We start from the raw sequence: 12,459 nt of genomic DNA, 5'->3' as shown, positions 1-12,459 counted from the left end.
GAAAACGGCGCATCGGCGACGCATCGACCGGCGCGCGACATTCAACGGAGGAACCCACGATGACCACTCATACAACAGGAACACGCCAGCAATGGCTGGCTGCGCGGCTCGAACTGCTGGAGGCGGAAAAGGCGCTGACGCGGCGCAGCGACGAGCTGGCGCGTCAACGTCAGGCGCTGCCCTGGGTTCGCGTCGACAAGGCGTACGCGTTCGACACGGATGACGGGCGCGCCACGCTCTCGGACCTGTTCAGGGGACGATCGCAACTGCTCGTCTATCACTTCATGTTCGGGCCGGACTATACGGCGGGCTGCCCGTCGTGCTCGTCGATTGCGGACGGCTTCAACGGCTTCGCCGTTCATCTGGCGAATCACGATGTGATGCTGACGGCCGTTTCCCGTGCGCCGCTCGCCAAACTGCACGCGTACCGGAAGCGGATGGGCTGGACGTTTCCGTGGGCATCGGCGAGCGGCAGCGACTTCAACTTCGACTTCAACGTGTCGTTCACCGAGGAGCAGCAGCGCGCCGGCGACGTCGAGTACAACTTCGAGCGCGGCGGGCACGCAATGGACGTCGAGCCTGCGCCGAAACCCGTCGTCGAGTTCGCCGCCACGTGCGGCACCGATGCGCCGACCTACTCGCGCGATCGGCCAGGCATGAGCGCGTTCGTCATCGAAGACGGCGTCGTGTATCACACGTACTCGACGTACGCGCGCGGCCTCGACGGTCTGTGGGGCATGTACCAGTGGCTCGATCGCGCGCCGAGAGGGCGCAACGAGCAGGGCATCTGGTGGCGTCGTCACGACGAATACGCGCAGCGCTGAGGCTCGTCGTGGACACCATCGGCGCTGCCATCGGGCGCAATGTTTCGCAGCGGGCGGTTTCGTCGCGGACTTTGCGGCGGGCTTTGCGGCGAAATTCACGGCGGAATTCACGGCGGAATTCACGGCGGAATTCACGGCGATCCTCGCGGCGGATCTTTTTCGCCATCGTTGCACTCGTCTTCGCCGTCTGCGCGGCATCGACGATCGTCTGGTGCACGTCGATGTCGGCGATGGGCGACATGCCGATGCCCGGCGGCTGGAGCCTGTCGATGACATGGGCCCCGATGTGCGGACAGAGATGGCCGCGCGCCGCAGCGTCGTTCGTCGGCATGTGGCTCGTGATGATGATCGCGATGATGCTGCCGTCTCTCGCACCCGTGCTGTGGCGCTATCACGAGGCAGTCGGCTCGACACGCGCAAGGAATGGAACGGACGGTAGAAGCGTCGCACCGTTGACGACGCTCGTGAGCGTCGGCTATTTCTTCGTTTGGACCGTTGCAGGCGTGGCCGTGCTCGCGCTGGGCGCCGCGACGACGGCGCTCTCGCTGCACTTCGCGACCCTCGCTCGCGCGATTCCCTTCGCGGCAGGCGTGGTTGTTCTCATCGCAGGCGTGGTGCAGTTCAGTGCGTTGAAGGCGCGTCATCTTGCGTGCTGCCGCTGTACATTCATGAGCGGTTGCGCGCTGCCAGCACACGCCCGCGCGGCCTGGCTGCATGGCCTTCGCCTCGGCGCGCACTGCTGCTATTGCTGCGCCGGCCTGACCGCTGTGCTGTTGATCGACGGCATCATGAATCTTTACGCAATGGCCTTCGTGACGGCGGCCATTACCGCCGAACGTCTCGCGCCTGCTGGCGATCGCGTTGCGCGTGCGACCGGCGTGCTCGTCATGGCGATGGGTATGACGATGATCGCGCGTGCATTTGCGTTCGGTTGAAGGCCGGCACACGCACAACGCGTTGCCGGCTTTCAGAAGTCAGATCGATTTCACTTCGCCTCCATCCATTCGCAGCGTCGTGCCTGTCATCCATCGCGCGCCCGGCGAAACGATGAACGCCATCAGTTCGGCGATTTCCTCCGGCGTGCCATACCGCGCGATGCCCGCGTCCATCGGAAACTTCGCGGTCGCCTCTTCGACAGTCATCGCGTGCAGCGGCGCCCAATGTTCGAGATACGAGCGGCGGCGTCCCGTCATCACGGGTCCGGGCAGCACGCTGTTGACCTGCACGCCGTCCGCGATGCCGCGATCCGAAAACGCCTTGGCGAGCGCAACGATCGCCGCGTTGATCGTGCCGACGGCCGCATACGGCGCCTTCGGAAAAAGCGCCGAGTTGCCGGACATCAGGACGACGGACCCCGACGTTTTCTTCAGCGACGGCCACGCCGCGACCGTCAGACGCCGCGCGCCATGCAGCTTCAACGCGAGGCCGCGATCCCATTCGTCATCGGTCATGTCGAACACGTCGATCTGCGGCACCGCTCCCGCGATATTGAGCAACGCGTCGACCCGTCCGAACGATGCAAGCGTTGCGTCGACAACCTGTCGAGCCGCTTCGGCTAACGACAGATCGACGTCGACGGCAAGCGCCTCCGCGCCCGCCTGCCTGACGGCGCTCGCCGTCTGCTCCAGATTCTCGCGGTTGCGCGCGACGAGCACGATCGCATCGAAGTCGCGCGCGAGCCTGATGGCCGTCGAACGGCCGATGCCCTGGCTCGCACCCGTGACGATCGCTACTTTGCCGGACATGACGTTCTCCTGGTTTCGTCGATCATCACGCGTCAGTGGACCACGACCATCTTGCCGCCCGCTTCGTTCGCTTCCATCACGCGGTGCGCTTCGCGAATCTCATCGAAGCCGAACACACGCGACGGCTTCGCGCTGAGGCGGCCCGCCGCGACATCGGCGGCGATCGCTTGCAGCGGTACGTCGGAGAGCGGAAAGCCCGGCGTGCCGAACACGAAGCTGCCGAAAAACGTCAGGTACACGCCGCTCGACATTTGCAGCAGCGGATTGAAGTCGGCAATGGGCGCGAGGCCGCCGAGCCAGCCCGCGAGACACGCGCGGCCGCCTCGCCGCAACATCGCGAGCGAATCGAGAATCGTGCTGTTGCCGACGAGATCGAGCACGGCGTCGATCTGCTTCGCTTCGGCAATGCGCTTCGACAGATCGGGGCCTTCGAGTTCGGCGCGCAATGCGCCCAGCTTGTCGAGCATCGCGAAGCGCGCCGGATTGCGCGTCGTCGCGATCACTTTTGCGCCCGCGTTCACGGCGAGCTTGACGGCCGCCTGTCCAAACGACGACGTCGCGCCGCGAATCACCAGCGTCTGTCCTTCGCTGATGTCGAGGTTGCGGAACAGGCACGTCCATGCCGTCGCATATGTTTCCGGAATCGCCGCAAGCTCGGCCCACGGCAGATCGGATTCGATCAGCGCGACGTTGGAAACGGGCGCACGCGTGTATTCCGCGTAGCTTCCATTGATCGTGCGGCCGAGGCCGCCCATCAACGCGGCCACCTTCGCGCCGACCGGAAACTCGCCGCCCGGACACGACTTGACGATGCCCACGCATTCGATGCCGCTGACCTTCGCCGCTTCTGCCCACTCGCCGCGCCGCATGTGCATTTCGGCGTGGTTGATGCCGAATGCCTTGATTTCGATGACGACGTGGCCTTCCAGCGGCTCCGGTTCCGGCAGTTCCGTGTAGACGAGGCTATCGAGGCCGCCGAATTTTTCGAGCACGATTGCACGCATGAAGATTCTCCCAAGGTAGATGCAGCGTCGGTCGACGCGATGCGATAAAGCGGACGACGCGTCCGCGAATCAGCGAATCAGCGAATCAGGAATCCGGAAATGGCCGCGGCGATTTCTTGCGCGTGCGTTTCGAGCGCGAAGTGGCCGGTGTCGAAGAAGCGCACGTCCGCGTTGGGGATGTCGCGCTTGAACGCTTCGGCGCCGAGGGGCAGGAAGAACGGATCGTTCTTGCCCCACACGGCGAGGAACGGCGGCTGATGCGTGCGGAAATACTCCTGGAACGCCGGATACAACGCGACGTTGCTTCGATAGTCGCCGAACAGATCGAGCTGGACTTCATGCGCGCCGGGACGGCTCATGTAGTAGTCGTCGAGCGAGTAGCCATCGGGCGATACCGCAGCAGTGTCGGGCACGCCATGCGTGTATTGCCAGACGGTTGTCTCTTTGGTCAGCATCGCGCGCAGCGCGTCGCGGTTCGCTTGCGACGGGTCCTGCCAGTACGCGCGAATCGGATTCCAGCCTTCGCTCAGTCCCTCCACATACGCGTTGCCGTTTTGCGAAACGATCGCCGTGATCCGCTCGGGGTGCTTGAGCGCGAGACGGAAGCCCGTCGGCGCGCCGTAATCGAAAACGTACACCGCGTAGCGGTCGAAGCCGATCACTTCGGTGAAGCGGTCGATCACGTTGGCGAGGTTGTCGAAGGTGTACGCGAAAACGCTGCGATCAGGCATGTCCGACTGGCCGAAGCCCGGCAGATCCGGCGCGACGATATGGAAGCGCTCCGCGAGTAGTGGAATCAGGTCGCGGAACATGTGGCTCGAAGTCGGAAAGCCGTGCAGCAGCAGCAACTTCGGCGCGCCGGGGCGGCCGGCTTCCCGATAGAACACGTTGAAGCCGTCAACGTCGGCATGGCGATGGGCAATCGTGGACATGGCGTTCTCTCCGTAAGGGTTGGGGTTGCTACCGACTTCGGATCGGGGCTTTTCGCCTCGTCCTATGTAACTGTCAAAACGGTGATATGCAGGTTACAAAGTGAAGATGTAACTTGTCAAGAAGATTTTTAGCGGTTACGATGAAGTCATCGTCAACACACGTTAGACACGCAATGGACTACCGCGTCATACCGGCGATGTTCGTGGCCGATGCGCCCGGCCTTGATTTCCTGAATTCGGTTGCGACACCCGTCGACGAGCCCGTCGACTGGATCAGCGACGGCGAAGGTCTGCTCGGCTGGCTCGAACAGGCGGGCATGGTTCCGGCTGACGTGCTGGCGGCCCTGCGCGCGCAGTCCACGTCCGCGGAACTCGACGAGGTCGCCGCGAAGGCGCGCAGTCTGCGCGAATGGTTCAGGGGATACGTACAGAAAAGGAAAGGTCGCGCGCTCGCCGTCAAGGACTTGCGCGAGCTGGAGCCGCTCAACCAGTTGCTCGCACGCGATGAACAGCACGGCCAGATCGTCGCGAACGGGCCGGAAGAAGCAACGGCGCTGACGTTTCGCATGACGCGCAAATGGCAATCGGCGGAGTCGTTACTGATGCCGATCGCGGAAGCACTCGCGCGGCTCGTCTGCGAAGAAGACTTCACACAGGTGAAAGCGTGCGAAGGGCCCAAATGCACGCTGCTTTTCGCCGATCACACGCGAGGCCACGCGCGCCGCTGGTGCAGTATGGCGGTCTGCGGCAATCGCGCGAAAGTGGCGGCGCATCGGGCGCGATTGAAGGAAGCGAAGGGTTGAGGCCTGCGGGTTAAGGCCTCGATAAAGACCTTCGCGTTTATCTGGAGAACATGGCATGGACCACATCAAAGCGATTGCATTCGATCTCTACGGCACGTTGTTCGACGTTCACTCCGTTTCCACCCGATGCGACGAGCAATTCCCCGGGCGCGGGCAGGAGATCAGCAACGTATGGCGGCAGAAGCAGCTCGAATACACGTGGCTGCGCAGCCTGATGAACCGCTATATCCCGTTCGAGCACGTGACGGAAGAAGCGTTGCGCTATACGGGCCGGCATCTCGGCCTCGCGCTGGACGACGACGCGTGCCGCTCGCTGTCCGATGCGTATCTGCATCTGCAACCGTTCGCGGAAGTGCCCGACGCGTTGCGCGAACTGCGGCAGCGCGGCCTGAAGCTGGCGATCCTGTCGAACGGCTCTCCGCATTCGATAGGCGCAGTGGTCGGCCATGCGGGGCTGCGCAACAGCTTCGATCATCTGCTGAGCGTCGATCCCGTGCGCGTGTACAAGCCGGACAATCGCGCGTACGAACTGGCGGAGCATGCGTTCGGGCTGAACCGGACGGAGATCCTGTTCGTGTCGTCGAATGCATGGGATGCGACGGGCGCGCGTTATTTCGGCTTTCCGACGGCGTGGATCAATCGGGGCGGCAAGGTCTTCGAGGAAATGGGCCAGAAGCCGGACTGGGAAGTGACCGGACTCGATGCGCTGGCGAAGCTGTTCGGCGCCGCGAAATAACGCAGCGCGCTGGGCGTTTCATTCACTGCTTCGCATTTAAGGCTCGAACGTATTCATATCGCCGAGCGTTGCGTTTCACTGCTTGCCCGACGCGAGTTGCTCGTTGCGGTCGGTGAGAAAGCGGATCAGCCCATCGATGCCGCCGCTCTGCTGGATCGTCTCGCCGAACTGCTGACGATAGGTCTGCACGAGCCACGCGCCGAGCACGTTGAGGTCGTACACGCGCCAGCCTTGCGGCGTCTTGCGCAGACGGTAGTCGATCTCGACGGGCTGTGCATTCGTGATCGCGATCGTGCGCACGACGGTGTCGGTATCGGTCGGCGAAAAACGCATCGGCGGATATTCGATCTGCTGGTCCGGGCGAAGCTGCGCAAGCGCGCCCGAATACAGGTGTATCAACAGCGTCTGGAACTGCTGGACGAGCTGCTTCTGCTGCTCGGGCGTCGCCGTTCGCCAGTGGCGGCCCACTGCAAGACGCGTCGTATGCTCGAAGTCGATATACGGCAGGATGTCGCGATTCACGATGTCCATGATGCGCGGAATGTCGGTCGGCTCGATCGCGCGCTGGCGCACTTCGTCGAGCACCTGCTGCGTGACCGTCTTGATCAACGCCTGCGGATCGGAACTGTCGACGGTCTGTGCCGATGCGCCCGTGCAAAACGCGAAGACGGCAAAGAGAAAGGCAATGAGAAATCGAAGTCTCATGAGTCTCATATCGGCGAACTCGTCATGTGATTGCGTGGGTCGCGCCCGGCGCGGCGCGCGCGAGATCTTGCGGCGCAGCCTATTGTAGGGGCGGCCGCTGTTTTTGGCAGACAAGCTGCCCGCGGCGCGGTGCGGCGCGATGTGCGATGCGCGCGTGCGCCGGTGGCGTCGCGTCCGTCAGTCGCCCGTTAGTTTTTTGCAGCGCCTGCCGGGTAGCGCACGAGATGATCGGTCGCGGATTCGGACAGCCACACTTCGCCCGCGCGGCCCATCATCTGGCGCACGTTCGCGTGGTCGCGCGGCAGCGGGAGCACGTCGAAGCGCTCGGTGTGCGGATCGAAGCGCACCAGCGCATTCGCGCTCCATTCGCTGAGCCAGACGATATCGTGATCGTCGACGAAGATCGCATACGCATGCGGGTTGTCGCCGGGCAGACGCCATTCGCGCCAGCGCTGCGTCGACGGATCGAACATGCCCACGCGTCCCGCGTTCCATTCGCTGATCCACACGCGCCCGTGCGAATCGGACCAGACGCGGCGCGCGCCCTGATCCGGCGTCGGCGGCTCGATGACTTGCGCGGCGCCTGTCGCGGGATCGATATGGCCGAGGTAACTGCCCGCGAGCGACGCGAAGTACAGCCCGCCATCAGGCGTCACGCAGATGCCATACGGGCCCGCACCATGCGGCGCGTCGAACACGCGCATCGTGCCGCGCTTCGGATCGAGCTCGCCGTAGATGCCGCTTTGCCCCGTAAACCACAGATGTCCCTGCTTGTCGAAAACGGCCGTGTTGAGATTGGCGTTCGGACGGTCCTTCGGCAACGGAAAGCGCGTGACGGCGAGTGTCTTCGAATCGACACGGACGATCGCGTTCTGGCCGCCATCGGTGATCCACGCCGCCTGGTCCGGTCCGACGATCACGCCATGCGGCGCCGATCCGCTGCCGAGCGCAATGCTGTCTATCTTGCCGCTGCGCGGATCGAGCCTTCCCGCCGAGCCTCGCGCCTGCGCGGTGAACCACACGGTGCCGTCCGGCGACGGCGCGACGTCATGAGGCGCGCTGCCCGACGGCACAGCGAAGCTGTCGAACGAAGCGGGCCGCGTCTGCGCCGCGCCCGCGAGCGCGACACACGCGAGCGCCAACGCGGCGACAACGCGTGCGTTGCGGGCTTCGAGAATCTTGCGCAGCGTTGCCGCGATCCGATCCATCGCGACGATCTTCAGCATGTCCGCCTCCCTCGCTTCGGCACGAATCACTCGCATCATCGCGACGCGTTCGCGGGCAGCGCGACGCGTTGCAAAACCGTCATCGGGCCGAGCCGCTCGATCACATCCATCTGCGCCGCGTCGCGCACGAACAGCGATCCCGCGAATCCCAACGCGTTCACCGATACGCCTTCGACGCGCTCATCCGATCTGGGCACGAGCAGCATCCACTCGCGCGTGACGAGCAGGTTGTATGGCGTCGCGTGACAGCGTTCTCCGTCGATGTCGACCGCGCCGACGCCCGCCGCTTCGAGCAGCGTGTGATAGCAGGCAAGCGCGAGCCTGGCCGCATCGGCGGATGCCATCGCATCGGGTTCGAAGCGCGCGAACGCGTGCCGAAACGGCAGACCCGGCGCGCGTGCCGCCGGGCCGTCGACGACAGCCGTCGCGAGCATCGGTTCGATGGGCACGAGCGGACCGGCATCGCCGAGCGGCAGCGGCACGATCTGCAGATGCTTGTGCGGCTGGCTCGCACCCGCTGCTGCCCCCGCGTTATAAAAGCCGATGCCGTCGAACTCCGCCATGCACGCCAGCAGCGCTTCGAAGTCGGCGAGATCGAGCAGCGCCTCCTGGCGCTCGAACGCGCGCGTGACGATCAGCAGATGATGATCGATGACGTTGAACTTGTTGAGCAACGCGAGATGCGTGTCGGAGATATCGGCGACGAACAGATCAGGCTCGTATGGCAGGAACGGGTTCACGGAAGGGCGCTTCGCCGTCTGAACTTTGGCCGCCTGCGCGCGCTGCTGCTCCTTGCGCGTCAGGCTCGACACCTGCCGCACGAGAAAGCGGATGCCGCCGCTTTCGATCGCCGCCTGTTGCGTGTCGATCGGTTGCATCGCGCCGCAGCGTAGCGCGTGTTCCGTCTGTCGAAGAATGGCGGGCCATAGCGTGCCCGACGCGAGGCGTCGTTGTTGTTCCATGTCTGGTCGGCTGGCGAGCGGCGCGCGATGTGTGTACGACGTGTGCACGACGTCAGCGCGAGGTTTGCACACTCGCAGTGGCTACAGTTTGTATCCGATGGTGCGCAACAGATCCTTGCGCCATTGCACGTCGTCCGCGCTTTCGACGCCCACAGGCGGAAAGCCGTCGATCACGCCGACGATGCCGCGCCCCTGATCCGTTTCGGCGATCAGCACTTCGACGGGATTCGCCGTCGCGCAAAATATGCGGCATACCTCGGGCACCGACTTGATCGTGTTCAGCACGTTGACGGGGAAAAAGCCGTCGCCGAGAAACACGAAGAAGCTGTGGCCCGCGCCGACGTTCGTCGCATTCTGGCACGCCATCTCGACGAGACTTTCGTCGGTGCCCGAGCGTCGGACGAGCCGCTTGCCGGATGCCTCGCAAAACGCGAGGCCGAACTTGATGCCGGGCACGGTGCCGACCATCGCCTCGTGAATATCCTCGACGGATTTGATGAAGTGGCTGTGCCCGAGAATGAAGTTGGTCGCTTCGGGCTTGACGACCTTGACGGCGGACAATTGCATGGCGAACCTCGCTCCGGTGCGCAGAACGACGTGAGAACGCGTCACGGACGGATGAACGTGGCTGGCGCGCAGCGCATGCGCGCGGTCCGTCCTGGACCCGCCTTCTAGACTAGTACCAACCGCGCATCAGCGAAAGCGCCGGGCAAAACGCATATTCCTGGCATATTTTGCGCGCCACGAGCGGAAACATCGCGATACAAAGAAGGACGAATGCTTACCAGCCATATACCGCGCGCAATCATTCTGCGTGGGACAATCGGGGCCATGAAAAAGACCAGAATTTCGATCATCGTCGCCGCGCTGGTCATGGCCAGTCCGCTGGCGCATGCAAGCCTCGCTTCGGGCGCTCACCAGTTCAAGGAAGACGCCAAGACGGCGGGCCGGGACACGGGCCACGCGGTGGGCCACGCGGCGCGCGCGGTCGGCCACGGCGCAAAGTCGGCCGGTCATGCGATTGGCCACGGCGCGCAGTCGGCGGGACACGCCGTCGCCGATGCGACGAAGCACGGCTACCATGCGACGAAAAAATTCGTGACGGGACACGCCTGAGGTTCGTTGCGCGATCCTCGTTGCGCAAGCCGTCTGCGGCTGCGCAACATGTCCGCACTATGTCCGCGCGTCATGACATTGGCGGACAGCCACGCGCTGGCGTGCTTCAACAGGCGTACGATGAACGCATCATCCCCTCGCGGATCACCGTAAGTTTGACGGAGAGCCGACATGAGACGCCTTTATTTTCTCGTACCTGACGCGCTGACAGCGAAGGCGATCGTAGACGACCTGCTGCGGGCGCGCATCACGTGGCGCCACATCCACGTGCTCGCGAATCACAGCGTTACGCTCGAGCAGTTGCCTCAGGCATCGCTGCTGCAAAGCAGCGACGTCGTGCATGCACTGGAGCGCGGCGTGGCGCTCGGCGGCGCGACGGGCGCGTTGGTCGGGCTCGTGGCGCTCGTCTTTCCGCCCGCCGAGCTGGCGATAGCGGGCGGCGCCGTCGTCGGATTGACGCTGGCGGGCGCGGGCTTCGGCGCATGGACGGCGGCGATGATCGGCGTCGACGAACCCAACACGCGACTCGAACGCTTCCGCAACGCGATACGCGACGGCCAGATACTGATCATGGCCGACGTCCCCGGCTCGCGTGAGCATGAGATCGAGCAGATGGTCGCGCAGCATTTCCCGAAGGCCGATCTCGAAGGCGCCGAGCCCACCACGCCGATTTTCCCGTGAGCATGCATCGCTCGCGTCGGCCGTTCAGCGGATTACCGTGTGTCCGGAAACGACTCGTTGCCGGACACACGGAATCGCAATGACGTGAAACCCGTCACGCTTTCCTGACGAATTCCGATTTCAGGCTCATCGCGCCAAAGCCCTCGATCTTGCAGTCGATATCGTGATCGCTATCCACCAGACGGATGTTCTTCACTTTGGTGCCCATCTTGACCACGCCGCCCGATCCCTTCAGTTTCAGGTCCTTGATGACCGTGACGGTATCGCCGTCTTGCAGCACGTTGCCGGCTGAATCGCGATAGACCTTCGCTGTCGCTTCGGCAGGTCCCGCGGCTTGCGCTGTCCATTCGTGCGCGCACTCGGGGCAAATGAAGACGCCCGCATCTTCATACGTGAATTCGGAATGGCATTTCGGGCAAGGGGGCAATGCGGTCATGGTGAATCCCTGGTACGCGACGACGCGAATAAAAGAAAGTGCGAGAGTATAACGGTGTCGTGTCGCTGGCTCGTCGACCTGGGGCAATGAGCGTTCGCTATCCGCAGTACGCCGGACTCGTCCGCAACGACAGTGACCCGCCGCACCAGCGCGAGCGCGGATTCGACATCGCAGCGCAAATCGTCGAAAATCTAGCTCCCCGCGAGCCATGAGCAGACCCGCTTTGCCCCAGACCTGCTGACGAACATCGATGAGAAAAACTCTAGACGGTTTTGCCGTTACAAGCATGGTGATTCTGTGCCTCGTATGGGGGCTGCAACAGGTCGCGATGAAATCGATAGCGAGCGATGTCTCGCCGCTGCTTCAGGTGTCGATGCGCTCGGGCGTCGCGGCCGTGCTGGTCTGGGTGTTCGGCAGAATGATCATCCGCGACAACTGGGTGCCGGGCGTCGCGCTGAGGCCGGGAGCGCTGGTCGGCATATTGTTCGCCGCCGAGTTTCTGTTCGTGGCGGAAGGCCTGCGATGGACGACGGCCTCTCATATGGCCGTGTTCCTGTACACCGCACCGATGTTCGCCGCAGTCGGCCTGCAAATGGCGCTGCCTTCCGAGCGCCTGACGCGCATGCAATGGACGGGCATCGCGATCGCGTTCGTCGGCATCGTCGTCACGTTTGTCGGGCCGGGCACGAAGGGCGGCGGCGATCCGTCGTCGTCGAACTGGATGCTCGGCGACCTGCTGGGCATCTGCGGAGGCGCCGCGTGGGGCATGACGACGGTCGCGGTGCGCGCGACGCGTCTGAGCGAAGCGCCCGCTACGCAGACGCTGTTCTATCAGCTGGCGTGGGCCTTTGCGGTATTGCTGCCGTTCGCGGCCATCACGGGCCAGTTCCATTTTCACGGCACGCCGCTCGTCTGGACGAGTCTCGGGTTTCAGGCGATCGTCGTCTGCTTCATCAGCTATGCGGTCTGGTTCTGGCTGCTGCGCATCTATCTCGCGTCGCGCCTGGGCGTGCTGTCGTTCATGTCGCCGATATTCGGCGTCGCGATGGGCGGGCTGCTGTTGCAAGAGCGGCTCGATCCGGGCTTTCTCGCGGGCAGTGTGCTCGTGCTCGCGGGCATGATGGTCGTCAATGGCCGCGAGTGGCTGAACAACCTGTTCACACGACAACGACGCCGCGGAAAAATCGGCTCGGTGTGAACGGCCGTATTCGTCGGCCGTCGCATCCGTGATTGCCGTCGGCGAGCGCATGGCGTCACCGGGATTCAACCGATTCGACCACATTCGCCCC

General features: G+C 63.9%; 15 protein-coding genes. 7 read left to right on the top strand and 8 right to left on the bottom strand.

Annotation, left to right across the window (positions count from 1 at the left end):
* Positions 1-59 precede the first annotated feature (59 nt).
* Both VSR68_RS04515 and VSR68_RS04510 read left to right on the top strand, forming a co-directional pair.
* Positions 60-824, top strand: coding sequence for a DUF899 domain-containing protein (locus VSR68_RS04515; RefSeq protein ID WP_342938643.1), 765 nt, complete (start codon positions 60-62; stop codon positions 822-824).
* Between the two features lie 221 nt (positions 825-1,045).
* Positions 1,046-1,759, top strand: a complete 714-nt coding sequence (locus VSR68_RS04510; RefSeq protein WP_342938642.1) for a DUF2182 domain-containing protein — start codon at positions 1,046-1,048, stop codon at positions 1,757-1,759.
* Positions 1,760-1,798: 39 nt separating this feature from the next.
* Here the strand turns inward: VSR68_RS04510 and VSR68_RS04505 are convergent, their stop codons facing one another.
* The 3 genes from VSR68_RS04505 to VSR68_RS04495 form a co-directional block, all read right to left on the bottom strand.
* Positions 1,799-2,569 (bottom strand): SDR family oxidoreductase, encoded by a 771-nt coding sequence (locus VSR68_RS04505; protein ID WP_342938641.1) that lies wholly within the window; start codon positions 2,567-2,569, stop codon positions 1,799-1,801.
* A 32-nt stretch (positions 2,570-2,601) separates the two neighbouring features.
* Positions 2,602-3,573, bottom strand: coding sequence for a zinc-binding alcohol dehydrogenase family protein (locus tag VSR68_RS04500; RefSeq protein WP_342938640.1), 972 nt, complete (start codon positions 3,571-3,573; stop codon positions 2,602-2,604).
* A 77-nt stretch (positions 3,574-3,650) separates the two neighbouring features.
* Positions 3,651-4,505 (bottom strand): alpha/beta hydrolase, encoded by an 855-nt coding sequence (locus VSR68_RS04495; RefSeq protein WP_342938639.1) that lies wholly within the window; start codon positions 4,503-4,505, stop codon positions 3,651-3,653.
* A gap of 173 nt (positions 4,506-4,678) precedes the next feature.
* Between VSR68_RS04495 and VSR68_RS04490 the strand changes: the two genes are divergently transcribed.
* Both VSR68_RS04490 and VSR68_RS04485 read left to right on the top strand, forming a co-directional pair.
* On the top strand, positions 4,679-5,308 hold the full coding sequence (locus VSR68_RS04490; RefSeq protein ID WP_342938638.1) for a CGNR zinc finger domain-containing protein: 630 nt from the start codon (positions 4,679-4,681) through the stop codon (positions 5,306-5,308).
* A gap of 55 nt (positions 5,309-5,363) precedes the next feature.
* Positions 5,364-6,044: a haloacid dehalogenase type II gene (locus VSR68_RS04485; RefSeq protein ID WP_342938637.1), complete on the top strand. Its 681-nt coding sequence runs from the start codon at positions 5,364-5,366 to the stop codon at positions 6,042-6,044.
* 75 nt (positions 6,045-6,119) lie between these two features.
* Here VSR68_RS04485 and VSR68_RS04480 read toward each other — a convergent pair whose 3' ends face one another.
* From VSR68_RS04480 to VSR68_RS04465, 4 genes are all read right to left on the bottom strand, one after another.
* Positions 6,120-6,749 carry an ABC transporter substrate-binding protein gene (locus VSR68_RS04480; RefSeq protein ID WP_342938636.1) on the bottom strand — a complete coding sequence of 210 codons (630 nt, stop codon included), beginning with the start codon at positions 6,747-6,749 and terminating at the stop codon, positions 6,120-6,122.
* A gap of 188 nt (positions 6,750-6,937) precedes the next feature.
* Positions 6,938-7,975 carry a virginiamycin B lyase family protein gene (locus VSR68_RS04475; RefSeq protein ID WP_428983453.1) on the bottom strand — a complete coding sequence of 346 codons (1,038 nt, stop codon included), beginning with the start codon at positions 7,973-7,975 and terminating at the stop codon, positions 6,938-6,940.
* A gap of 35 nt (positions 7,976-8,010) precedes the next feature.
* Positions 8,011-8,937, bottom strand: coding sequence for a phosphorylase (locus VSR68_RS04470; protein WP_342938635.1), 927 nt, complete (start codon positions 8,935-8,937; stop codon positions 8,011-8,013).
* A gap of 81 nt (positions 8,938-9,018) precedes the next feature.
* Complete coding sequence (locus tag VSR68_RS04465; protein WP_342938634.1) at positions 9,019-9,504, bottom strand: adenosine-specific kinase; 486 nt, start codon at positions 9,502-9,504, stop codon at positions 9,019-9,021.
* Positions 9,505-9,768: 264 nt separating this feature from the next.
* Between VSR68_RS04465 and VSR68_RS04460 the strand changes: the two genes are divergently transcribed.
* The gene (locus VSR68_RS04460; protein WP_342938633.1) at positions 9,769-10,053 is read left to right on the top strand and encodes a hypothetical protein; all 285 of its coding nucleotides are present in this window, start codon (positions 9,769-9,771) and stop codon (positions 10,051-10,053) included.
* Between the two features lie 171 nt (positions 10,054-10,224).
* Entirely contained in the window at positions 10,225-10,734 is a 510-nt protein-coding gene (locus tag VSR68_RS04455) for a DUF1269 domain-containing protein (RefSeq protein WP_342938632.1), read from the top strand.
* Between the two features lie 94 nt (positions 10,735-10,828).
* On the opposite strand, the gene VSR68_RS04450 is transcribed toward VSR68_RS04455, so the two are convergent.
* Positions 10,829-11,170: a zinc ribbon domain-containing protein YjdM gene (locus VSR68_RS04450; protein ID WP_342938631.1), complete on the bottom strand. Its 342-nt coding sequence runs from the start codon at positions 11,168-11,170 to the stop codon at positions 10,829-10,831.
* 250 nt (positions 11,171-11,420) lie between these two features.
* On the opposite strand from VSR68_RS04450, the gene VSR68_RS04445 reads away from it, so the two are divergent.
* Positions 11,421-12,368, top strand: coding sequence for a DMT family transporter (locus VSR68_RS04445; protein ID WP_342938630.1), 948 nt, complete (start codon positions 11,421-11,423; stop codon positions 12,366-12,368).
* Positions 12,369-12,459 lie beyond the last annotated feature (91 nt).

The organism is Paraburkholderia phymatum, from assembly GCF_038900715.1.
Lineage (GTDB): Bacteria > Pseudomonadota > Gammaproteobacteria > Burkholderiales > Burkholderiaceae > Paraburkholderia > Paraburkholderia phymatum_A.
Note: the sequence above shows the minus strand (reverse complement) of the source record. Positions and strands in the feature narration are given on the sequence as shown.

What these genes read in the sequence shown, in the direction of transcription:
- VSR68_RS04515 (WP_342938643.1), top strand. Translation starts at nt 60, where the DNA reads ATGACCACTCATACAACAGGAACACGCCAGCAATGGCTGGCTGCGCGG.
- VSR68_RS04510 (WP_342938642.1), top strand. Translation starts at nt 1,046, where the DNA reads ATGTCGGCGATGGGCGACATGCCGATGCCCGGCGGCTGGAGCCTGTCG.
- VSR68_RS04505 (WP_342938641.1), bottom strand. Translation starts at nt 2,569, where the DNA reads ATGTCCGGCAAAGTAGCGATCGTCACGGGTGCGAGCCAGGGCATCGGC.
- VSR68_RS04500 (WP_342938640.1), bottom strand. Translation starts at nt 3,573, where the DNA reads ATGCGTGCAATCGTGCTCGAAAAATTCGGCGGCCTCGATAGCCTCGTC.
- VSR68_RS04495 (WP_342938639.1), bottom strand. Translation starts at nt 4,505, where the DNA reads ATGTCCACGATTGCCCATCGCCATGCCGACGTTGACGGCTTCAACGTG.
- VSR68_RS04490 (WP_342938638.1), top strand. Translation starts at nt 4,679, where the DNA reads ATGGACTACCGCGTCATACCGGCGATGTTCGTGGCCGATGCGCCCGGC.
- VSR68_RS04485 (WP_342938637.1), top strand. Translation starts at nt 5,364, where the DNA reads ATGGACCACATCAAAGCGATTGCATTCGATCTCTACGGCACGTTGTTC.
- VSR68_RS04480 (WP_342938636.1), bottom strand. Translation starts at nt 6,749, where the DNA reads ATGAGACTTCGATTTCTCATTGCCTTTCTCTTTGCCGTCTTCGCGTTT.
- VSR68_RS04475 (WP_428983453.1), bottom strand. Translation starts at nt 7,975, where the DNA reads ATGCTGAAGATCGTCGCGATGGATCGGATCGCGGCAACGCTGCGCAAG.
- VSR68_RS04470 (WP_342938635.1), bottom strand. Translation starts at nt 8,937, where the DNA reads ATGGAACAACAACGACGCCTCGCGTCGGGCACGCTATGGCCCGCCATT.
- VSR68_RS04465 (WP_342938634.1), bottom strand. Translation starts at nt 9,504, where the DNA reads ATGCAATTGTCCGCCGTCAAGGTCGTCAAGCCCGAAGCGACCAACTTC.
- VSR68_RS04460 (WP_342938633.1), top strand. Translation starts at nt 9,769, where the DNA reads ATGAAAAAGACCAGAATTTCGATCATCGTCGCCGCGCTGGTCATGGCC.
- VSR68_RS04455 (WP_342938632.1), top strand. Translation starts at nt 10,225, where the DNA reads ATGAGACGCCTTTATTTTCTCGTACCTGACGCGCTGACAGCGAAGGCG.
- VSR68_RS04450 (WP_342938631.1), bottom strand. Translation starts at nt 11,170, where the DNA reads ATGACCGCATTGCCCCCTTGCCCGAAATGCCATTCCGAATTCACGTAT.
- VSR68_RS04445 (WP_342938630.1), top strand. Translation starts at nt 11,421, where the DNA reads ATGAGAAAAACTCTAGACGGTTTTGCCGTTACAAGCATGGTGATTCTG.